Raw genomic sequence first — 21,004 nt, forward strand, 5'->3', positions numbered from 1 at the left:
ACCTCCTGATCAGGCGACGGGATCGTCGCGAAGACGGTGCGAAAGGCGCGCGAAGACGCTCAGCGCGCAGAGCTTGTAGACAATTCTACGACCTCGCGGGCCGCAGTGGCGACGTCCTCGTTCACGATGAGGTGGTCGAACTCGTTCTGAGCGGCGAGTTCGACCTTCGCGGTACGCAGCCTCCTGGCCCGTTCCTCGGCGTCTTCCGTACCTCTCCCGACCAGTCGATGCACAAGTTCGTCCCAGCTCGGGGGCAGCAGGAAGATCAGCGTCGCGGCCGGTTCGGCGGCACGCACCTGCCGCGCGCCCTGCAGGTCGATCTCGAGCAGTACCGTCTTGCCTTCGGCGAGAGCGGCGTCGATCGGGGCGCGCGGTGTGCCGTACCGGGAGCGGTTGTGCACCACGGCGTACTCGAGCAGCTCGCCGTCGGCGATCAACCGGTCGAACTCGTCGTCGTCAACGAAGTAGTAGTGCACGCCATCGATCTCACCGGGACGCGGCGGCCGGGTGGTGGCCGAGACCGAGAGGTGGATCTCCGGGTTGTGCTCGCGGATGTGCGCGGCGACAGTGCCCTTTCCCACGGCGGTGGGACCGGCGAGAACCAACAGGCGACTGCGTGCAGCGCGGGGAGCCGCCGGCGGGAACCGGGAGTCCAGCCAGGCCTCCAGCACCCGACGCTGGCGAGCGCCGAGACCTCCGAGACGCTTGACCGGCGATATGTGCAGCTCTTCGAGCACGCGGTCGCGCTTCCCCGCACCGATTGCGGGGAGCGCCAGCAGGAAGTCGGTGATGCGCATCGATCCTTCGACCGAATCGGCGTCTCCCGTCGCGCGGTGCAGGACCGTCTGCGGCGTCACCACGCGCATCGTGAGGTCGCGTTTCACCGACGCCCTCGCGCGCCGACGCTCCACGGCACGGCGTGCGGCGGCCGCCCTGTCGACCTCGGGAACCGTACGCTGCGCGTCAGGCACGCGCCACCTCCAAGTACTCGGCCGCGCGAGCGGTGATCGTGGCAGCCAGATGATCGGGGCCTGCGCCGAGGATGCTGCGGCTCTCGCTCGCGATCACCGCATCCGACATGGGCCCGAAGCGCGCCCGGAGATCGACAGGCGTGGCGCCCTGCGCGCCGAAGCCCGGAGCGAGGATCGGAGCCACGGGGCCGAACGGGTGGATTCCCGCAAGGGCCCAATCCACGGTCGCACCGATGACGAATCCGAAACTGCCCCACTCCCCCGCGTCTGCCCGCGCGGCGTTGCGGGCGGAGACCTCGCCGATCACCGATCCGGAGACGGTCTCACCGGTCGAGGTGACCGCGCGCTGCAGGCCCTCGGCCTCGGGGTTGCTGGTCGCGGCCAGGACGAAGACTCCCTTGTCGTGCTCCTCGGCGAAGGCGAACGCCCCGTCGAGGGCGCCCACTCCGAGGAAGGGACTGACGGTGAGCGCGTCGGCCTCCAAAGGCGAGCCGGGTGTGAGCCATGCGCGTGCGTAGTCGCCCATGGTCGATCCGATGTCTCCGCGCTTGGCATCGGCGATCACGAGCAGATCGGCCGCTCGTGCGGCCGCGAGCACGTCTTCCAGCGCGGCGACGCCCCGCGAACCGAAGCGCTCGAAGAACGACACCTGGGGCTTCACGAGAGCCACTCGCCCGGCGGCCGCCTCGACCGTGCGCAGACCGAAGTCCCGCACACCGCGCGCGTCGTCGGGGAGCCCCCACGCAGCGAGCAGCGCCGCGTGGGGGTCGATTCCGACGCAGAGAGGGCCGTGCGCGCGCAGCGCTGCCCGTACGCGTTCGCCGAAGCGTCGGCTCACAGTGCCGCCTTCCGGTCCAGCGCGTACTCCTGGAGGCTCTTCACCTGGAAGCCCTCATGGGCGGCATCCATTCCGCTCACCGCCGCGCCGAGCACGGCGATCGTGGTGAACAGCGCCTTGTCGGCGGCCACGGCTGCAGCGCGGATCTCGTAGCCATCTGCGCGAGCCGCGCCACCGGACGGGGTGTTCACGACGATGTCGATCTCCCCGTCGTTGATGAGGTCGACGATGTTCCGGGCGCCGGACTCCTGCGTCTCGCTGTACTTCTCGACGACCGTCACCGCGATGCCGTTGCGCGAGAGGATCTCGGCTGTGCCCTCGGTCGCGACGATCGTGAAGCCGAGCTGCTGCAGGCGGTGCGCGGGAAGGATGACCGCGCGCTTGTCCGAGTCGGCCACCGAGATGAAGACGGTGCCGGACGTGGGCATGCCCCCGTAGGCCGCTGCCTGGCTCTTGGCGAACGCCGTCGGGAAGTCACGATCGATGCCCATGACCTCGCCGGTGGAGCGCATCTCCGGTCCGAGCACGGAGTCGACCGTCTTGCCGTCGGCGGTACGGAACCGCTTGAAGGGCAGCACAGCCTCCTTGACCGAGACGGGAGCGTCCAGCGGAACACGCGAGCCGTCCTGCTCCGGCAGCATGCCCTCGGCGCGCAGCTCGGCGACGGTGGAACCGGTCATGATCCGGCTCGCGGCCTTCGCCATCGGGATGCCCAGCGCCTTGGAGACGAACGGCACCGTGCGGCTGGCGCGCGGATTCGCCTCGATCACGTAGAGCACGCCGGCGCTGATGGCGAACTGCACGTTGAGCAGTCCGCGCACGCCCACGCCCTTCGCGATGGCGAGGGTGGCCTCGCGCACGCGATCGACGTCCGTGCGACCCAGCGAGACGGGAGGCAGCGTGCAGCTGGAATCGCCGGAGTGGATACCGGCCTCCTCCAGGTGCTCCATGACGCCGCCGATGTACAGGTCGGTGCCGTCGTAGAGCGCGTCCACGTCGAGCTCGATCGCGTCGTCGAGGAAGCGGTCGACCAGCAGCGGCTTGCCCTCCTCGATGACGACCTCGCCCGCGGTGCGCACGAAGTAGTCGCGCAGTGAGGCCGTGTCGTAGACGATCTCCATACCGCGCCCACCGAGCACGAAGCTCGGACGCACGAGTACCGGGTACCCGATCTCCTCGGCGATGCTCACCGCTCCGTCGACGTCGATCGCCGTGCCGTTGCGCGGTGCGACGAGGCCGGCCTCGTCGAGGAGACGGGAGAACAGCTCGCGCTCCTCTGCGAGATCGATCGCCTCCGGACTCGTGCCGAGAACCGTGTAGCCGGCGGCTTCGATGCCCTTCGCGAGTCCCAGCGGCGTCTGGCCGCCGAGCTGGCAGACGACGCCGAGGATGGTGCCGCTCGCCGCCTCGGCGTCGAGAACCTCGAGCACGTCCTCGAGCGTCAGCGGCTCGAAGTACAGGCGGTCGGAGGTGTCGTAGTCGGTCGAGACCGTCTCCGGGTTGCAGTTGACCATGACGGTCTCGAACCCGGCGTCGGAGAGCGCGAACGACGCGTGCACGCACGAGTAGTCGAACTCGACGCCCTGACCGATGCGGTTCGGTCCAGAGCCGATGATGACCACCTTGGTGCGCTCGGACGGAGCGACCTCGGTCTCGAAGTCGTAGCTCGAGTAGTGGTAGGGCGTGAGAGCGGGGAACTCGCCCGCGCACGTGTCGACCGTCTTGTACACCGGACGGATGCCGAGGCCATGGCGGACGCCGCGGACCTCGTTCTCGGACGTGCCGCGGAGCTCGGCGAGCTGCGCGTCGGAGAAACCGTGCTCCTTGGCGTAACGCAGAGTCGCCGCATCCAGCTCGGGAGCCGTCCGCACGATTTCCGCGACCTCGTTGATCAGCACGATCTGGTCGAGGAACCACGGGTCCATGGCGGTCGACTCGAAGGCCTGCTCGACCGTCGCACCCTTGCGCAGCGCCTGCTGCAGCGTGACGATGCGTCCGTCGGTCGGCGTCTTGGCGACCTCCAGGAGCTCTTCCACCGAGCGGTTCTCCTCGCCCCAGTGGAAGCTCGACCCGCGCTTCTCGAGCGAGCGGAGCGCCTTCTGCAGCGCGGTCGCGTAGTTGCGCCCGATCGCCATGGCTTCGCCGACCGACTTCATGGTCGTGGTCAACGTGGCGTCCGCCGCCGGGAACTTCTCGAATGCGAAGCGGGGCACCTTGACGACGACGTAGTCGAGCGTCGGCTCGAAGCTCGCCGGTGTGACCCCGGTGATGTCGTTCGGGATCTCGTCGAGGCGGTAGCCGAGGGCGAGCTTCGCGGCGAGCTTCGCGATCGGGAAGCCGGTGGCCTTCGAGGCGAGGGCGCTCGAGCGGGAGACGCGCGGGTTCATCTCGATCACGATGATGCGCCCGTTCGTCGGGTCGACCGCGAACTGGATGTTGCAGCCGCCGGTGTCGACGCCGACGGCGCGGATGATGTCGATGCCGATGTCGCGCATCTTCTGGTACTCGCGGTCGGTGAGGGTCAGCGCCGGAGCCACCGTGATCGAATCGCCCGTGTGCACGCCGACGGGGTCGACGTTCTCGATCGAGCAGACGACGACCGTGTTGTCCGCCGTGTCGCGCATGAGCTCGAGCTCGTACTCCTTCCAGCCGAGGATCGACTCCTCCAGGAGCACCTCGGTCGTCGGGGAGTCACGCAGACCCGCGCCTCCGATACGACGCAGATCCTCCTCGTCGTAGGCGAAGCCGGAACCGAGGCCGCCCATCGTGAAGGAGGGACGCACCACGAGCGGGTAGCCGAGCTTCTCGGCACCGGCCAGGAGGTCGTCCATCGTGTGGGCGATGACGCTCTTTGCGACGTCGGCGCCCGCTTCGAGCACGAGTTCCTTGAAGACCTGTCGATCCTCGCCCTTCTTGATCGCATCGACCTTGGCGCCGATGAGCTCGACACCGTATTTCGCGAGGATGCCGCGCTCGTCGAGGGCCATGGCCGCGTTCAGAGCGGTCTGCCCACCGAGAGTCGGGAGGATGGCATCCGGCTTCTCCTTGGCGATGATCGTCTCGATGACCTCAGGGGTGATCGGTTCGATGTACGTCGCATCGGCGAAGTCGGGATCGGTCATGATCGTGGCCGGGTTGGAGTTGACCAGGATGACCCTGACGCCCTCCTCGCGCAGCACGCGGCACGCCTGGGTGCCGGAGTAGTCGAACTCGCATGCCTGACCGATGACGATCGGGCCGGAGCCGATGACGAGGACGGATTTGATGTCGTCGCGCTTGGGCATTACTTGGAGTCCTTCTGGCTGGCGATGACCAGGTCGCGGAACCTGTCGAAGAGGTAGTTGGCGTCGTGGGGGCCCGCAGCCGCCTCGGGGTGGTACTGCACCGAGAAAGCCGGGATGTCGAGGGCGCGGAGTCCCTCCACCACGTTGTCGTTGAGGCCGACATGGCTGACTTCCACCTTGCCGTAGCCGTGGGGGCTGTCGAACGTCCCCTCGATCGGCGCCTCGACCGCGAAGCCGTGGTTGTGGGCGGTGATCTCGACCTTGCCCGTCTGCTTGTCGAGCACCGGCTGGTTGATGCCACGGTGTCCGAACGGCAGCTTGTAGGTGCCGAGACCGAGAGCCCGACCGAGCAGCTGGTTGCCGAAGCAGATGCCGAAGAACGGGAGTCCTTCGTCGAGCACGGAGCGCAGCAGCTCGACGTGATCACCCGATGCCGCGGGGTCGCCGGGGCCGTTCGAGTAGAAGACGGCGACCGGATCGACCGCACGGATCTCGTCGATCGTCACGTTCTGCGGAAGCACGTGCACCTCGAAGCCGCGAGCGGCCAGGTTGTCGATCGTCGCCTGCTTGACGCCGAGGTCGAGCACGGCGAGGTTGCCGATCCGCTCCCCCAGCGCCGTGGTCACGGTGGCGACGTCGACCGAGACCTCCGCCGACAGGTTGCGGCCGGCCATCTCGGGAGCCTCGCGGACGATGCGCACCTGCTCCTCCGGGTCGAGCGCGGCATCCGGACCGGAGAAGATGCCACCGCGCATGGAACCCGCCGAGCGGATGTGTCGGGTGACCGATCGGGTGTCGATACCGCTGATGCCCACGATGCCGTCCTCCACGAGGACGTCGTCGAGCGAGGCGTTCGCACGCCAGTTCGACACGACCCTCGAGGGGTCGCGCACGACGTAGCCGGCGACCCAGATGCGACGCGATTCCGCGTCTTCGTCGTTCATGCCGGTGTTGCCGATGTGAGGCGCCGTCTGCAGAACGATCTGCCCCGCGTAGGACGGGTCGGTGATCGTCTCCTGGTAGCCGGACATGCCGGTCGAGAAGACGACCTCGCCCAGAGTGCGCCCACGGGCGCCGTAGGCGCGGCCGATGTGGCGCGTGCCGTCTTCCAGGACGAGGACGGCGGGGTCGGGGAGCCGGGCCGCTGAGGCCTGCTCGGAGGGCGTGGAGAGTGTCATGACGTTGCTCCTGTGTCGGGGGCGGCGGGGACGAGCCGCTGCAGGTCGGAGATGAGGTTCTGAGGTTCGCCGGTGGCGACGCGCAGGTAGCTGTCGACGATCGTGTCGTCGTCGATGTTCCATGCGATGCGCACGAGACCACCCGGCTCGACGACACGGTCGATCGTGACCGTGGCGCGGTCGACGGCGACCAGACGGTCTTTCGCCAGGAAGACCGTCGGCGTGCCGTCGAGGCAGAGGGCGATGCCGCGATCCGTGACGGCCACTTCACCGCGGGCCCGGTATGCGAGAGGCGACACCGCGAGACGCTCGAGCGGCTGTCCGTGCCGCGTCGTCGACACGTACAGCACCTCGTCGCGGCGGGCGACCTCCGCATGCTCGGGTACACCCAGCGGGGCCGAGAACACGGAATCGCGGCGGATTCGTCGTCGCCAGGCGCGCAGCATCACCAGCAGCACCAGAAGGGCGACCGCGATGGTGATCGCGACGGCGAGATCCCGAGCGCTCATGCGCCGAGCTCCTCGACGACGCTGCCCCCGTCGACCGTGAGGACGCCGCCGTGCACCGTGTACTCCACCCGCCCGGGAAGAGCACGGCCGAGATAGGGTGAGTTCACGCTGCGACCGTGCAGGTCTGCTTCGGTGAAGACGCCGTCCGCCGACGCGTCGTAGAGGGTGAGCTGCGCCGGCTGCCCGACCTCGAGCGGTGTGCCGTGGCCGGAGAGGCGTCCGATCCGCGCCGGTGCTGCGCTCATCACGCGCGCGATGTCCGCCCACTCGAGCAGCCCGGTCTGGACCATCGACTGGTGCACGACGCGCAGCGCGCTCTCGAGACCCACCATGCCGTTCGCCGCAGCCTGCCACTCGCACGCCTTGTGCTCGCTGGGGTGCGGCGCGTGGTCGGTGGCGACGATGTCGATCGTGCCGTCGGCGAGACCCTCGCGCACGGCGAGCACGTCCTCTTCCCGACGCAGGGGCGGATTGACCTTGTAGCGCGCGTCGTATCCCCGCACGAGCTCGTCGGTCAGCAGCAGATGATGCGGCGTGACCTCGGCCGTGACGTCGATGCCGCGCTTCTTGGCCCAGCGGATGATGTCGACGGAGCCGGCCGTCGACAGGTGGCAGACGTGCAGGCGGGAGCCGACGTGCTCTGCCAGCAGCACGTCGCGCGCGATGATCGACTCCTCCGCGACGGCGGGCCAGCCGGCGAGGCCCAGCTCAGCGGACACCGTTCCCTCGTTCATCTGCGCCCCCTCGGTGAGACGGGGGTCCTGGGCGTGCTGTGCGATGACGCCGTCGAAGGACTTCACGTACTCCAGAGCCCGACGCATGATGAGCGGGTCGAACACGCAGAAGCCATCGTCGCTGAAGACGCGCACCTGGGCGCGCGAGGTGGCCATGGCGCCGAGCTCGGCGAGACGTTCGCCCTTCTGTCCCACGGTGACGGCCCCGATGGGCTGCACCGTCGCGTAGCCGGCCGCCTCGCCGAGGGCGAGCTCCTGCTCGACGACCCCCGCCGTGTCGGCGACCGGCGAGGTGTTCGGCATCGCGAACACGGCGGTGAACCCGCCGGCGGCGGCCGCCCTGGTGCCGGTCAGAATCGTCTCCGACGCCTCGTACCCGGGCTCGCGCAGGTGGGTGTGCAGGTCGACGAGCCCCGGCAGCGCGACCAGGCCAGCAGCGTCGATCACGCGCGCGCCGGTGCGGGTGAGACCCGTCCCGATCTCGGCGATCCGCCCGCCCTCGATGATGATGTCGGCGCTCTCGGCACCGAGCAGCTGCGCACCGGTGATGACGAGGGTCTCGTTCACAGGTCTCCCCCTCGTTCGTCGTCTCGTTCTCCTGCGAGCAGCAGGTACAGCACCGCCATGCGGACGGATACTCCGTTGGTGACCTGTTCCAGCACCGTCGAACGGGCGGAATCGGCAGCTTCGGAGGAGATCTCCAGTCCCCGGTTCATGGGTCCGGGGTGCATCACAATGCTACCGCCCGGAAGCGCGGCCACTCGCCGTGCGTCAAGACCCCAGCGACGGGAATACTCCCGCTCAGTCGGGAAATACGCGGCATTCATGCGTTCCAGCTGAATGCGGAGCATCATGACGGCATCCGGCTCGTCCGCGAGCGCCTCGTCGAGGTCATAGACGACCCGGACCGGCCAGAGCGACACGTTCTGCGGAACCAGCGTCGGCGGAGCGACCAGGGTGACATCCGCGCCGAGCGTGGTGAGCAGCCAGACGTTCGATCGCGCGACCCGCGAGTGCAGGACATCGCCGACGATCACGACCCGAAGTCCGCGGAGATCCCGTCCGCGGCTTTCAGCACCGAAACGCCGCTTGCGGATGGTGAAGGCGTCGAGCAGCGCCTGCGTGGGGTGCTCGTGGGTGCCGTCGCCGGCGTTCACCACCCCGGCCGAGATCCAGCCGCTGGTGGCGAGGGTCTGCGGGGCACCGGAACCCGGGTGGCGGACCACGACGGCGTCGGCGCCGATGGCCTCGAGCGTCTGGGCGGTGTCCTTGAGGCTCTCGCCCTTCGAGACGCTGGAGCCCTTCGCCGCGAAGTTGATCACGTCGGCGGAAAGGCGCTTGGCGGCGGCCTCGAACGAGATGCGCGTGCGGGTCGAGTCCTCGAAGAAGAGGTTCACGACGGTCTTGCCCCGCAGCGTCGGAAGCTTCTTGACCTCGCGCGACTGCGTGTCGGACATGTCCTCGGCGACGTCGAGGATGCGAAGCGCGGTGGTGCTGTCGAGGGTGCGGGTATCGAGGAGGTGTCTCATTCGCCGATCGTCACCTCCTCCGCCCCATCGTTCTCGAAGAGGCGAACGTTGACCCGCTCCGTGCGCGCCGAGGGAATGTTCTTGCCGACGAAGTCGGGGCGGATCGGGAGCTCCCGGTGCCCGCGGTCGACGAGGATCGCCAGGCGGACGACGGAGGGTCGTCCGATCGACTGGATCGCATCCAACGCCGCGCGGATGCTGCGGCCCGAGAACAGCACGTCGTCCACAAGCACCACGGTCTTGCCGTCGATACCCCCGACGGGGATCTCCGTCGGCTGCGGCGAGCGGGTCGGGTGCTTCGCGAGGTCGTCGCGGAACAGCGTCACATCGAGGGAGCCGACCGGAACCGACTGCTGCGCGATCTCGCTGATCAGCAGGCCGAGGCGATGGGCGAGAGTGACGCCGCGGGTCGGAACGCCCAAGAGGACGAGGTTCTCGGCGCCCCGATTGGATTCGAGGATCTCGTGCGCGATCCGGGTCAGCGCTCGTGAGATGTCGGCTTCGTGCAGCACAGTGCGCATGCTCATCGGCCGCTCCCTTCTCCGCCTCACAGGACGGTGTTAAAGGTTGCTTGTGATGTCAGTCTATCGGAGCGCTCCGCTCTCCGCTGATCAGCTCGCCTCCTGCAGCACGGGGTCGGTGACCTCGTCGATCTTCGAGGAACGGATCGGGTGCCCGGCCGTGGACAGGCAGCGTCCCGTCTTCAGGTCCCACTTCCAGTCGTGCATGCTGCACGTGAGGATGCCGTCCTCGTCGACCTTGCCGGTCTTGGTGAGGTCGGCGCGCAGGTGCGGGCAGCGGCGCTGCACGACCCAGTCGCCGATCTCGGCGTCCTCTGTCTGGTCGGTCTGCTCCTGGTACCAGTTCTCGACGTACTCGATGCGGTCGACCGAGAGACACTTGAGGAACGTGGTGAGGAACTCGTTGAACTTGCCGCTGCGGCCCACCGAGAACTGCATCGAGAGGAAGATCGAGTTCGACCAGTCGATCTCGTGGTCGACGATGTTCGTCGAGACCAGATCTGCGGGGATCGTGTACCAGTAGATGCACTCCTCCCCCGCGTACTCGCGGACCTTCGCGCGGGGGAAGTCGACCACCATGTCCAGCTCGCCGATGCGGAAGCGGACACAGCCTCCGACGCCGAGCCGGATCGTGCGGGACTTCTTCAGCAGCGGTTCCCACCACTCCTTGATCGCGGCCAGCATCTCGGCGGGCGGGATGATCTCGGCGCGGGAGGCCTCCTCGTCGCGGATCTCCTGCTGACGGGATGCACGCTGCTCTTCGAGGTACTCCCACTTCTCGTCGAAGATGTGAGCGATCTCCGCTTCGGTGTACAGGGTCTGCTCGCTCGTCACCTCGCCGCCCTCGACCGTGACGACGGTGCCGGGGATGAAGAGCTGTCCGTCGTACTGCGGAGCGAGCTCCTTCATGTGCGCGAGGAACTGCTTCTGGTCCGTGAAGATCGACTCGCCGTTCTTTCCGAGACCGTTGAAGTCGAACAGGTCGTCGCGGAGGAACATGGGCGGCCCTGCCATCGGGAAGACGTGCGGGGCATCGACCTTCTCGATGTAGTACATGGCGCGCTTGTTCTGCGCCTCGCGCTTGAGACGCGCGAAGTTCTGCTTGGCATCGAGGGGCAGGTCGTAGACCATGGGCCACCAGATCGCGCCGGACACCTGGGTGAAGTACGCGTCGGGCTTGCCGAAGTCGAGGAGCTTCTCGAGGTCGAGCGGGTGCGAGTCGTTCTGGTTCAGCATCGAGCCGGTGCCGTCGTCGACGCTCAGCGAGGAGTCGCCGATCGGTCCGTCGCTGGGCGCCCGGAGCGGCGTGATCATCATCTTCAGCTCGCCGCGCTGGATCACCTGTCCGGCCGGGGCGTACGTGATGTTCGTGTAGCCGAGGGCGCGGATGTCCTTCTCGAGATCATCCGTCGGGTACTCGGGCAGCAGCACCTCGATGTCCTTGCGGATGTACCGCTCGAGGAGGCGCGGGTCGAAGTGGTCGCGGTGGCGGTGCGAGATCCACAGGAAGTCGGCGTCACGTCCGTAGCGCTCCCAGTCCAGGCCGCGGTTGTCGGGGAACGGGAACCATGATCCGTAGAACGATGGTCCGAGGACCGGGTCGCAGATGATGTTCCCGCCGACCGTCTCGATGAACATCCCGGCGTGGCCGAGTCCCGTGATCCGCATTGCATTCCTCCCGAAAGTGAACCGTTCGATTGTACCGAGGGGTCCCTGTGCGACCGGTCGGCACCGCCGTGAGTATTCCGGTCAGCCCTCGAACAGCCCGCGGATGTCGTCGGCGGAGAGTGACTGCGCGAACAGCGCCTCGTCGTCCAGCACCGCGGTGAACAGCCGCGCCTTCCGGCGCTGCAGGTCGAGCACCTTCTCCTCGATCGTGCCGGTGGCGATCATCCGATAGACGAACACCTGGCTGTCCTGGCCGATGCGGTGCGTGCGGTCGACGGCCTGCGCTTCGGCGGCCGGATTCCACCACGGGTCGAGCAGGAACACGTAGTCGGCCTCGGTCAGGGTGAGACCGAACCCTCCGGCCTTCAGACTGATCAGGAACACGGGCTGCTCGCCGGACGTGAACCCGTCGACGACCTTCTGGCGATGCCGCGTCGAGCCGTCCAGGTGGGCGTACGGGATGCCTGCGGCATCGAGGCGGGCCGCCGCCAGGTCGAGGAACGACGTGAACTGGCTGAACACGAGCGCCCGGAGGCCTTCCGCCTGCAGCTCGATCACACGCTCGATCAGCACGTCGAGCTTGCGGGAGCCGATCTTCGCGTCTTCGGGATCGATCAGCCCCGGCGCGAGGCTGAGCATGCGCATCAGGGTGAGCGAGCGGAACACGATGAATCGGTTGCGATCCAGGTCTTCCAGCAGCCCGAGGACCTTCTGGCGTTCGCGCTGCAGGACCACGTCGTACAGGGCGCGGTGGGAGGCACTGAGTTCGACCTCGAGGATCTGCTCCTGCTTCGCGGGCAGGTCTGGCGCCACCAGCTCTTTCGTACGCCGGAGCAGGAGCGGTCGGATGCGCCGACGCAGCTGCTCGAGACGGCGCTGGCGATAGGCTCCGCCCTCCTCGTTCTCCGGCACCTTGCCCTGCTCGATGGGCTGGATGTACTGCTCGCGGAACTTCCGTGCAGAGGCGAAGAGTCCCGGCGCGGTGAGCTTCAGCAGAGCCCAGAGCTCGCTGAGGCTGTTCTCCATCGGCGTTCCGGTGACGGCGAACGTCACATCCGCTCTGAAGGAGGCGACGGCGCGGTGCAGCTTGGTCGCCGGGTTCTTCACGAACTGTGCTTCGTCGAGGATGAGACCCGCCCAGTCGATGCGCGCGTACTCGACCTCGTCGAGGCGGGCGACGGCATAGGTCGTGATGACGACATCGGCCCCACGGACGCCGTCGTCGAGGGACGGGCCCTGTGTGGATCCCCGCAGAAGCACTCGCAGGCTCGGGGCGAACCGCGCCGCCTCGCTGCGCCAGGTGGCGAGCACCGAGGTGGGAACCACCACGAGGAAGGGCCGCCGCTCCCCCGCTTCCCGCGCGTGCACGATGAGCGCCAACAGCTGGAGCGTCTTGCCGAGGCCCATGTCGTCGGCGAGGATGCCGCCGAGGCGATGACTCCAGAGGAAGGCGAGCCAGTCCAGCCCCTCACGCTGGTAGGGACGGAGGTCGGCCGTGAGACCCGACGGCACGGCGACGGCAGGCACCGAGGCGGCGGTGCGAAGGCCCTCGGCGGTCGCGCGCCAGGTGACGGCGGGCAGAGCTTCATCCGCGAGGTCTTCGAACTCCTCCCAGAGATCCGTCTGGTAGCGGCTGATCCGCGGGCCGGTCTCCCACTCCTCGAGCTCACCAGCCTCGTCGATCAGCTCGCGCAGCCGATCAAGGGCACGATGATTCAGCGAGAAGTAGCTGCCGTCGACGAGGAGGAGTTTCTCCCGGCCCTTGCTGAGTGCCGTGAACAGCGGTTCGAACGGGATGGTGCGTCCGTCGATCTTGACCAGGACTCCGAGATCGAACCAGTCCCGGTCGCTGCTCTCCACGGTCGACACCGTGATCTCGGGCTCCCCCGTGAGCTCGTGGTAGCTCTTCCGACGCCCCGAGACCGCTACCAGGACGCCCTCGGCCTCGAGCGCGGGCACGAGTCGCGTGATGAACTCGGCGGCCGCGACGTCATGGAACGACCCCGTCGAGGTGAGCTCTTCCCCGAGGTGTTCGGCCCATACCGAGCACAGGCCCTCGCGGAGCGCATCCTCGGCGGCGGTGTCGCGCACGGCATCCCCGTCCTGCGCGAACGGAACCCTTCCGAAGCCGCGATACTCCCACTCGAACAGGTACTTGACGGTGTCGCCTCTATGGAAAGACAGCGCGAGCACCGGGCGCGGGGCCGGCAATGCGGGGAGCTCGACACGACCGGTAGGACGCACCTCGATCCGACGCGCCAGCAGCGGGTAGGCGTCGCGGAAGAACGCGCCCTCGTCGCCCGCGGGAACCTCGAGACCTGTCTTCGCACCGAGCAGGGCGTGCACGGGCTCGCTGAGGGGCACCTCGGCGAGCGTCACGCTGATCGCACTCCCCCGCTGGGAGATCTCGTAGACACCGCTGTGTCCGATCGTCTGCACCGAGGAGGGTTCCGCATCGTGCCCGTCGATCACGATGTGAGGGTGCACGATGAGACCTCCGTCGTCACCGCGTCCGACGGTCGCGCTGATCTCGGCGCGATCGGCGAGCACGACGGTCGTGCTCTTCTGCATGGCCACGAGAGGGATCCCCACTTCCGAGGCGGCGCGAAGATGTCCCCAGAGGAGCCCTGACTCGATCAGATCTGCGACGAGCCAGTCGCCGGCCGTGCCGGACAGGAGCGTGTCACGCGCGATGCTGAGCAGGTCGGCGAACCACCGTGAGCGATCACGTCCGTACTGCGTCGGCGAGCGTCTTACCGCATCCCAGGTCGCAGCCCCCTGCACCCAGGAACCGGTCGAGGGGCTCTGCTCGAGCGGCCGGATCCCGAGCAGGATCTCGCCTGTGCGTGTGGCGACATCGCGGGCGGTCGCGGTCCGTTGGGGACGGGATGCCCACGGGTTCGCCCCGCGGCCGTCGCGCACTCTGAGCTCGATGCCGAGCGCGAGCGACGTATCGGCGTCGACGCGCGCCGGACCGAGGATGTTCCTCCAGTTCGCCGACGACGCGTCTTCCGGTCGAGCCGGGTCAGAAGCGAGGGACATGAGGCCATCCTCTCCGACACCGCCGACAGTGCCGCCGCGCGCGACGGATCAGGCGGCTCGGGCCACCCGCGCGAGGACGCCGTGCACGAACGCCCCGGAGTCGTCGGTCGAGAACTCCTTCGCGAGCTCCACGGCCTCGTCGATGGCGACGGCAGTGGGAACCTCGTCGTTGTGGAGGATCTCCCACACAGCGATGCGCAGCAGGGCGCGGTCGACAGCGGGCATCCGCTCGAGCTTCCAGTCCCTGCTGTGGGTCGTGATCTGCTCGTCGATCTCGTCGCGCGAGTCGATGATGCCGTCGACGATCTCCCTGGCGTACAGCCACGAGGCCTCACGGGCGGGCTCGCTCGCCGCGCGCTTCGCCTCGGCAGCCAGCGTCACCGCGAGGTCGTCTCCGCGCACATCGGAGGAGAACAGGATGTCGAGAGCGCGCTTGCGCGCCTTCGTCCGAGCGCTCACGCCTTACTTCTCGCGGCCGAGGTAGTCACCCGTGCGGGTGTCGACCTTGACCTTCGTGCCGCCCTCGACGAACAGCGGCACCTGGATCTCGTAGCCGGTCTCGAGCGTGGCGGGCTTGGTGCCGGCCGAGGAACGGTCGCCCTGCAGGCCAGGCTCGGTGTAGGTGATCTCGAGGATCACCGACGCCGGCAGATCGATGTACAGCGGGTTGCCGTTGTTCAGGGCGATCGTGACGTTCTGGTTCTCGAGCAGGAAGTTCTTCGCGTCGCCGACCGTGGCGGCGCCGACCGTGATCTGGTCGAAGTCGGTCTGATCCATGAAGACGTAGCCGTCGCCGTCCGTGTACAGGTACGTGTAGTCGCGGCGGTCGACGTTCTCGATCTCGATCTTCGCGCCGGCGTTGTAGGTGCGGTCGACGACCTTGCCCGAGACGACGTTCTTGAGCTTGGTGCGCACGAACGCACCGCCCTTGCCGGGCTTGACGTGCTGGAACTCGATGACGCTCCAGAGCTGCCCGTCGATGCTGAGGACGACGCCGTTCTTGATGTCTGCGGTAGATGCCATGCGCTGCGAGTTCCGTTCGTGAGTCTGCGGGGTCGGGCGGAGCCGACAGTCGATTCTAAGGGATGAGTGCTGCGAGCTGCCGCACGGCGTCCGCGTAGCCGTCCACTCCGCGCCCGACGACGCGAACGGCGGCGACGTCGTCGAGGTACGAGTGGTGCCGGAACGCCTCGCGAGCGTAGACGTCGGAGATGTGCACCTCGGCGAACGGGAGCGACACTCCGGTGAGCGCGTCACGCAGCACCACGGACGTGTGCGTGAGGCCGCCCGGATTGATCACGATCGCCGCGCAGTCTTCGCGCGCGGCGTGGATCGCATCGATCAGCACCCCCTCGTGATTGCTCTGCACTGCGCGCACCTCGAAGCCCAGGTCCGCCGCAGCATCGGCGGTGAGGCGCTCGACGTCGGCGAGCGTCGCGGTGCCGTAGATCTCCGGCTCGCGCGAGCCGAGCAGATTCAGATTCGGCCCATTGACGAGGAGGATGCGTCGGGTCACGCGCCCACCTCCTGGTAGGCGGCGAACATCAGCGACTCGTCCGGAGCCTGCAGCACCGTCGGCTTCGCGATGTCGTCGAGCAGGATGAATCGCAGCATGCCTCCGCGGCTCTTCTTGTCGCGCTGCATCGTGGCGAGCAGCTGTGGCCACGCACCGGCACGGTACGACGTCGGAAGTCCCAGCGATTCCAGGATCGTGCGGTGGCGCTCGGCTGCCGTGTCCGACAGTCGTCCCGCGAGACGCGAGAGCTCGGCCGCATACAGCATGCCGACCGAGATCGCGGCGCCGTGACGCCACCGGTAGCGCTCCGCGTGCTCGATCGCGTGGCCGAGCGTGTGGCCGTAGTTGAGGATCTCCCGCAGTCCGGCCTCGCGGAAGTCGTCCGACACGACCTCGGCCTTCATCCGGATCGCGAGCTCGACGGCACGACGGAACTCCTCGGTCGTCGGGTCGACGGCGCGTGCGGGATCTGCTTCGACGATGTCGAGGATCTCCGGCGCCCAGATGAAGCCGGCTTTCACGACCTCCGCGAAGCCCGCCGTCGCTTCGTTCGGGCTCAGGCTGGCGAGTTCGTCGAGATCGCCGACGACGGCCGACGGTGCCCAGAACGCCCCGACGAGGTTCTTGCCCTCGGCCGTGTTGATACCCGTCTTGCCGCCGACAGCCGCGTCCACCAATCCGAGAACCGTCGTCGGCACCTGGACGAGCTGCACGCCGCGGAGCCAGGTCGCGGCGACGAAGCCGGCGAGGTCGGTGACGGAGCCTCCGCCGTAGCCGATCACGGCATCGGAACGCGTGAAGTCGGCCTGACCCATGACCTGCCAGCAGAATGCGGCGACCTCGATCCGCTTGCCCTGCTCGGCATCGGGGATCTCCGCGAGGAGCACCTCACGCGGCCCATCGGCAGCATCGGCGAGGAGGCGGTCGCGCAGTTCGGCAGCGCGCGCCGCGAGGGTCGGCGGGTGCACGACGAGCACCTTGCGCACGCCCGGTGCGAGCGCGGCCGAGACCCGATCGAGGATCCCCCGTCCGATCGTGATGTCGTAGGCGTCGTCTCCGGTGACGCTGATGGTCGTCGTGCTCATCGCTGCTCTCTCCTCCATGCCACGATGTCGTCCGCGATCTTCTGCATCGGACGACGTGAGGTGTCGAAGGTGGCCGAGGAGACCTCGTCGTACCACCCTCGGCGCTCCTCGAAGATCTTCTTCCAGCGCTCCAGCGGGTCCTCCCCCGCCAGCAGCGGACGGCTGCTGCCGCGCAGCCGATCGGCGACGGCCTCGGGGCTCACGGTCAGGAACACCACCGGATGCTCGGCGAGCAGGTCCCGCGTGGCGGCCTTCGTCACCGCGCCTCCGCCGAGCGATATCACGCCCCCTTCGGAGAGCGCCTCGGCCACAGCCGCCCGCTCGAGGTCGCGGAAGTGCTCCTCACCATGCTCCCGGAAGATCACGGAGATCGGACCGTGAGCGGCGACGATCCGCTTGTCGGTGTCGATGAAATCGACCCCGAGCCGGCGCGCCACACGCCGACCCACGCTGGTCTTGCCGGCGGCCATCGGACCGACCAGCACCAGCGTCAGCGGGTCAGCCGCGCTCGTCATGCGCGATGAGCGCCGCCTCGGACGCGGGAGTCGTGCGCAGCTCTTCGGGGATGCCCGCCAGGTATCCGTCGAGGTTGCGACGGGTCTCGCGGATGCTGTCTCCGCCGAACTTCTCCAGCACGGCGTTCGCGAGCTCGACCGCGACCATGGCCTCGGCGACGACGCCCGCTGCCGGCACGGCGCACACGTCGGATCGCTGGTGGTGGGCGGTCGCGTCGTCTCCGGTGGAGATGTCGATCGTTCGCAGCGCATGCGGCACGGTGGCGATCGGCTTCATCCCTGCGCGCACGCGGAGCACCGTCCCCGTCGACATGCCGCCCTCGGTGCCACCGGCTCGATCGGAACCGCGGGTGATGCCCTCGGCGGTGGCGAAGAGCTCGTCGTGCGCCGCAGACCCCCGCCGGCGCGTGGTCTCGAAGCCGTCGCCGACCTCGACACCCTTGATGGCCTGGATGCTCATGAGCGCCTGCGCGAGGCGCGCGTCGAGGCGACGGTCCCAGTGCACGTGGGAGCCCAGTCCGGGCGGGAGCCCGTAAGCGAGGACCTCGACGATGCCACCGAGGGTGTCGCCGTCCTTCTTGGCGTCGTCCACCTCAGCGACCATCAGCGCGGAGGTCGTCGGGTCGAAGCACCGGAGCGGATCCGCGTCCAGCGCGTCCACGTCGTCCGGTGTGGGCAGCGGAGATCCCTCCGGCACGCGCACCGGACCGATCGACAACGTGTGGCTGACGAGCCGGATACCGAGCTCGCCGAGGAACGACCGGGCGATCGCACCGAGTGCGACGCGTGCGGCGGTCTCCCTGGCGCTCGCCCTCTCGAGGATAGGACGGGCCTCGTCGAAGTCGTACTTCTGCATTCCGACGAGGTCGGCGTGACCAGGACGTGGACGCGTGAGGGGTGCGCTGCGCCCACGGGACTTGTCCGTGAGCTCCACCGGTTCGGGGTTCATGACCTCGATCCACTTCGGCCACTCGGTGTTGCCGATGCGGAGCGCGATCGGACTGCCGAGGCTCTTCCCGTGTCGCACGCCGCCCGAGATCGTCAACTCGTCCTGCTCGAACTTCATCCGTGAGCCGCGACCGTAGCCCAGCTTGCGCCGAGCCAGATCGGCCTGGATGGCCTCGGAGGACACAGGGACGCCGGAGGGCAGTCCCTCCATGACGGCGATGAGTTCTGGGCCGTGCGATTCGCCGGCCGTGAGCACGCGGAGCATTGCTCCAGTCTCCCATGGGTTCGACCGGCGCCGCGCCGCGTTTCGTCGTCCGCGCCGACCGTGTCAGAGAGCGGCGCGCATGGCGGCTATCACCGAGTCCTCGTCCGGCAGCGCGATCGCCGGATCTCCGTTCCGGAAGATGCGGATCTGGCGCACGGCCTGGTGCAGCAGCATGCCGAGTCCCGAGATGGCACGGTCTCCGCCCCACAGCGCGGCGAGGGCAGAGGGCCAGGGCGCGTACGCCACATCGAAGAGGGCTCCGCCTGACACAGCCAGTGCCTCGGTGACATCGGCGGAGAGCTCGGCGCCTCCGGGCAGCGTCGCCACGGTGAGGTCGACGTCCGACAGCGGCGCGTCGAAGGAGTCGACGTCGACGATCACTCCGAGCCGTTCGCCGAGTTCCACGAGTGCGGCGGCGGCTTCGGGGCGCCGCGCTCGGACGTCGACACGCACGGCGCCCAGCTCGGATGCGGCGACGAGTGCGGACGAAGCCGTGGCCCCCGCACCGAGAATGCGCACGTGCCCTGCCTCGGGCACGTCCGCCTCGGTGAGAGCGTCGACGATCCCGCCCACATCGGTGTTGAAACCGGCGAGGTGCTCCCCCAGCAGGAGCGTGTTGACCGCTCCGGTCAGCTCTGCGTGACGGTCGACCTTCACCGCCGCACGGAACGCCGCCTCCTTCAGGGGCATGGTCAGCGAGAGGCCCCGCCACGTGTCGTCGAGCCCGTTGAGTGCCGGTTCGAATTCATCAGCGGCGACCCGACGCCGGCCATAGACCCAGTCGAGCCCGAGCACGCGATACGCAGCGGCATGGAGCGCAGGCGACTTGGAATGCGCGATGGGATCGCCCCAGACCGCCAGACGAGAGCGCGTCACCGTCTCAACAACCGGCGTCGGGGTTCGCCCGGCACCACTCGCGCCATTTCTCGATGCCCTGCTCGTGCTCGGCCATCGTCTCGGAGAACTGCGTCTCCCCCGTCGCCAGGTTGATCGTGACGAAGTACAGCCACGGGCCGTCGGCAGGCGCCATCGCGGCCTTGATGGCGGCATCGCTCGGGCTGGCGATGGGAGTCAGCGGCAGACCGGTGCGCACATAGGTGTTCCAGTCGTTGTCGTCCTCCAGAGCTTCCTTGGAGCTCGAGACGACCCCCTCATGCAGCGAGCCGTACCCGTACTGCGCCGTCGAGTCCATCTGCAGCTTCATGTCGATGTCGAGACGATTCTGGATGACCCTCGACACCTTCGCGAAGTCGTCGAGCCGGCCTTCGCGCTGGATGATCGACGCGATCGTGAGGATCCGCTCCGCATCGGCGGCGGGTACGCCTGCCGCGTCGAGCGATTCCCGCGTGCGGTCCACCATGCGCTGGATCACCTGCGGCGCCGTGACTCCCGGGTCGAACTCGTACACCGCGGGGAACAGCCAGCCTTCCAGACTCGGTGCGTCCACCCCGTACGCCGAGGGGTCTTGAACCGCCGCTTCGAAGTCGGCCAGCGGAAGACCGAGCGTCTCAGCCATACCGGGGAGGGACGAGACGATCGTCCCGCCCTCGGAGACCGAGACGGCGTTGGCCATCTTGTTGCCATCGTCCTTCAGCGCGGCCAGGGCGGCTTCTGCCGTCATCTTCTTCTGCAGGCGGTACACGCCAGGGTAGAAGGTCACCGCGAGGTTCTCGTCGACGATGTAGTCGTAGAAGACGTCTTCGGTCTTCGTCACACCGGCCTCATAGAGGGCGGTAGACACAGGACCCCCGGTGTCGCCCTGCTTGATGGTGACGAGGGCTTCGCCGTTGGCCAGCCCGGGCTCCCAGTCCTTCGACTCGCCCCACCCCATCGCGTCACTGATCTTGTCGCCGTAGGCGTTCCACACCCACGCGCCGCCGGCGGCGATCCCCCCGAAGATGGCGAGCACGATCACGAGCGCGATCAGGCAGCCCTTCCGCCGCTTCTTCTTCTTGGGCTTCGCCTCGACGTTGTCGTCGTGGGGAACGAAGAGGGCGTCGAGTCCGCCGCCGATCGCGGGCCCCGGCACATCGGCGACAGGAGCCGCCGCAGGGACGGCCACGGCGTGTGCCCGTGTCGTCGCGTCAGCCTCGTGAGCCGCGTCGGCAGAGGCTCGCACCGGAGTCGGAGACGGTGCCGACGCGTCCGGGCCGGTGGCGTGATCGGCAGATTCGCGCACCGGCGCATTCGAGGGGTGTGCCGCCGGGCCGGCGGTGCCGCGGGCCGGTGTGGCCGTCCCCTCACCCGCAGCCGCTTCCCTCGCGGCGCGTCGCGACCCGGGGGCAGGCGCGCTGTTGTCCACGGTCGGAATCTGTCTCGTGGGTTCGGGCAGATTCTCGAACAGGTCGCCCAGCCGGGCGTCGGTGTCGGGCTCGGGTGTGGCGCTGTCACGTTCAGACAT

The 21,004-nt window shown here is 68.3% G+C and carries 18 protein-coding genes; all 18 read right to left on the reverse strand.

From position 1 onward, the window contains the following. Positions 1-59 precede the first annotated feature (59 nt). On the reverse strand, positions 60-971 hold the full coding sequence (gene gmk / locus AB4070_RS02010; protein ID WP_441978687.1) for a guanylate kinase: 912 nt from the start codon (positions 969-971) through the stop codon (positions 60-62). Then, the gene (pyrF, locus tag AB4070_RS02015; protein WP_441978688.1) at positions 964-1,809 is read right to left on the reverse strand and encodes an orotidine-5'-phosphate decarboxylase; all 846 of its coding nucleotides are present in this window, start codon (positions 1,807-1,809) and stop codon (positions 964-966) included. Before pyrF ends, gmk begins: the two co-directional genes overlap by 8 nt. After that, complete coding sequence (gene carB, locus AB4070_RS02020; protein ID WP_441978689.1) at positions 1,806-5,093, reverse strand: carbamoyl-phosphate synthase large subunit; 3,288 nt, start codon at positions 5,091-5,093, stop codon at positions 1,806-1,808. The genes pyrF and carB overlap by 4 nt, the downstream gene beginning before the upstream one ends. Next, positions 5,093-6,271: a glutamine-hydrolyzing carbamoyl-phosphate synthase small subunit gene (gene carA / locus AB4070_RS02025; protein ID WP_441978690.1), complete on the reverse strand. Its 1,179-nt coding sequence runs from the start codon at positions 6,269-6,271 to the stop codon at positions 5,093-5,095. Before carA ends, carB begins: the two co-directional genes overlap by 1 nt. Beyond that, the gene (locus tag AB4070_RS02030) at positions 6,268-6,780 is read right to left on the reverse strand and encodes a PH-like domain-containing protein (protein WP_378875024.1); all 513 of its coding nucleotides are present in this window, start codon (positions 6,778-6,780) and stop codon (positions 6,268-6,270) included. Before AB4070_RS02030 ends, carA begins: the two co-directional genes overlap by 4 nt. Then, positions 6,777-8,081, reverse strand: a complete 1,305-nt coding sequence (locus AB4070_RS02035; protein WP_441978691.1) for a dihydroorotase — start codon at positions 8,079-8,081, stop codon at positions 6,777-6,779. Before AB4070_RS02035 ends, AB4070_RS02030 begins: the two co-directional genes overlap by 4 nt. Further along, complete coding sequence (locus AB4070_RS02040) at positions 8,078-9,043, reverse strand: aspartate carbamoyltransferase catalytic subunit (RefSeq protein ID WP_441978692.1); 966 nt, start codon at positions 9,041-9,043, stop codon at positions 8,078-8,080. The genes AB4070_RS02035 and AB4070_RS02040 overlap by 4 nt, the downstream gene beginning before the upstream one ends. Next, complete coding sequence (pyrR, locus tag AB4070_RS02045) at positions 9,040-9,570, reverse strand: bifunctional pyr operon transcriptional regulator/uracil phosphoribosyltransferase PyrR (protein WP_282846670.1); 531 nt, start codon at positions 9,568-9,570, stop codon at positions 9,040-9,042. The genes AB4070_RS02040 and pyrR overlap by 4 nt, the downstream gene beginning before the upstream one ends. Positions 9,571-9,654: 84 nt before the next feature. Beyond that, the gene (locus AB4070_RS02050) at positions 9,655-11,232 is read right to left on the reverse strand and encodes a Rieske 2Fe-2S domain-containing protein (RefSeq protein ID WP_441978693.1); all 1,578 of its coding nucleotides are present in this window, start codon (positions 11,230-11,232) and stop codon (positions 9,655-9,657) included. Between the two features lie 81 nt (positions 11,233-11,313). Further along, the gene (locus tag AB4070_RS02055; RefSeq protein WP_441978694.1) at positions 11,314-14,274 is read right to left on the reverse strand and encodes a DEAD/DEAH box helicase; all 2,961 of its coding nucleotides are present in this window, start codon (positions 14,272-14,274) and stop codon (positions 11,314-11,316) included. A gap of 48 nt (positions 14,275-14,322) precedes the next feature. Beyond that, positions 14,323-14,733, reverse strand: a complete 411-nt coding sequence (gene nusB / locus AB4070_RS02060; protein ID WP_045265339.1) for a transcription antitermination factor NusB — start codon at positions 14,731-14,733, stop codon at positions 14,323-14,325. Between the two features lie 3 nt (positions 14,734-14,736). Next, positions 14,737-15,297, reverse strand: coding sequence for an elongation factor P (gene efp / locus AB4070_RS02065; RefSeq protein ID WP_441978695.1), 561 nt, complete (start codon positions 15,295-15,297; stop codon positions 14,737-14,739). 55 nt (positions 15,298-15,352) lie between these two features. Continuing rightward, on the reverse strand, positions 15,353-15,790 hold the full coding sequence (gene aroQ, locus AB4070_RS02070; RefSeq protein ID WP_441978696.1) for a type II 3-dehydroquinate dehydratase: 438 nt from the start codon (positions 15,788-15,790) through the stop codon (positions 15,353-15,355). Then, on the reverse strand, positions 15,787-16,875 hold the full coding sequence (aroB, locus tag AB4070_RS02075; protein ID WP_441978697.1) for a 3-dehydroquinate synthase: 1,089 nt from the start codon (positions 16,873-16,875) through the stop codon (positions 15,787-15,789). Before aroB ends, aroQ begins: the two co-directional genes overlap by 4 nt. Then, positions 16,872-17,390 carry a shikimate kinase gene (locus AB4070_RS02080; RefSeq protein ID WP_441978698.1) on the reverse strand — a complete coding sequence of 173 codons (519 nt, stop codon included), beginning with the start codon at positions 17,388-17,390 and terminating at the stop codon, positions 16,872-16,874. Before AB4070_RS02080 ends, aroB begins: the two co-directional genes overlap by 4 nt. Further along, complete coding sequence (gene aroC / locus AB4070_RS02085; protein WP_441978699.1) at positions 17,374-18,603, reverse strand: chorismate synthase; 1,230 nt, start codon at positions 18,601-18,603, stop codon at positions 17,374-17,376. Before aroC ends, AB4070_RS02080 begins: the two co-directional genes overlap by 17 nt. 63 nt (positions 18,604-18,666) lie before the next feature. Then, positions 18,667-19,479 (reverse strand): shikimate dehydrogenase, encoded by an 813-nt coding sequence (locus AB4070_RS02090; protein WP_441978700.1) that lies wholly within the window; start codon positions 19,477-19,479, stop codon positions 18,667-18,669. A 4-nt stretch (positions 19,480-19,483) separates the two neighbouring features. Next, positions 19,484-21,004, reverse strand: a complete 1,521-nt coding sequence (gene mltG, locus AB4070_RS02095) for an endolytic transglycosylase MltG (protein ID WP_441978701.1) — start codon at positions 21,002-21,004, stop codon at positions 19,484-19,486.

The organism is Microbacterium sp. 2RAF4 (assembly GCF_052115285.1).
In the GTDB taxonomy this organism is placed as follows: Bacteria; Actinomycetota; Actinomycetes; order Actinomycetales; family Microbacteriaceae; genus Microbacterium; species Microbacterium oxydans.

Coding starts and splice junctions, on each gene's coding strand:
- carB (WP_441978689.1), bottom strand. CDS start 5,093: ATGCCCAAGCGCGACGACATCAAATCCGTCCTCGTCATCGGCTCCGGC.
- carA (WP_441978690.1), bottom strand. CDS start 6,271: ATGACACTCTCCACGCCCTCCGAGCAGGCCTCAGCGGCCCGGCTCCCC.
- AB4070_RS02030 (WP_378875024.1), bottom strand. CDS start 6,780: ATGAGCGCTCGGGATCTCGCCGTCGCGATCACCATCGCGGTCGCCCTT.
- AB4070_RS02040 (WP_441978692.1), bottom strand. CDS start 9,043: ATGAGACACCTCCTCGATACCCGCACCCTCGACAGCACCACCGCGCTT.
- pyrR (WP_282846670.1), bottom strand. CDS start 9,570: ATGAGCATGCGCACTGTGCTGCACGAAGCCGACATCTCACGAGCGCTG.
- AB4070_RS02050 (WP_441978693.1), bottom strand. CDS start 11,232: ATGCGGATCACGGGACTCGGCCACGCCGGGATGTTCATCGAGACGGTC.
- AB4070_RS02055 (WP_441978694.1), bottom strand. CDS start 14,274: ATGTCCCTCGCTTCTGACCCGGCTCGACCGGAAGACGCGTCGTCGGCG.
- efp (WP_441978695.1), bottom strand. CDS start 15,297: ATGGCATCTACCGCAGACATCAAGAACGGCGTCGTCCTCAGCATCGAC.
- aroB (WP_441978697.1), bottom strand. CDS start 16,875: ATGAGCACGACGACCATCAGCGTCACCGGAGACGACGCCTACGACATC.
- AB4070_RS02080 (WP_441978698.1), bottom strand. CDS start 17,390: ATGACGAGCGCGGCTGACCCGCTGACGCTGGTGCTGGTCGGTCCGATG.
- aroC (WP_441978699.1), bottom strand. CDS start 18,603: ATGCTCCGCGTGCTCACGGCCGGCGAATCGCACGGCCCAGAACTCATC.
- mltG (WP_441978701.1), bottom strand. CDS start 21,004: ATGTCTGAACGTGACAGCGCCACACCCGAGCCCGACACCGACGCCCGG.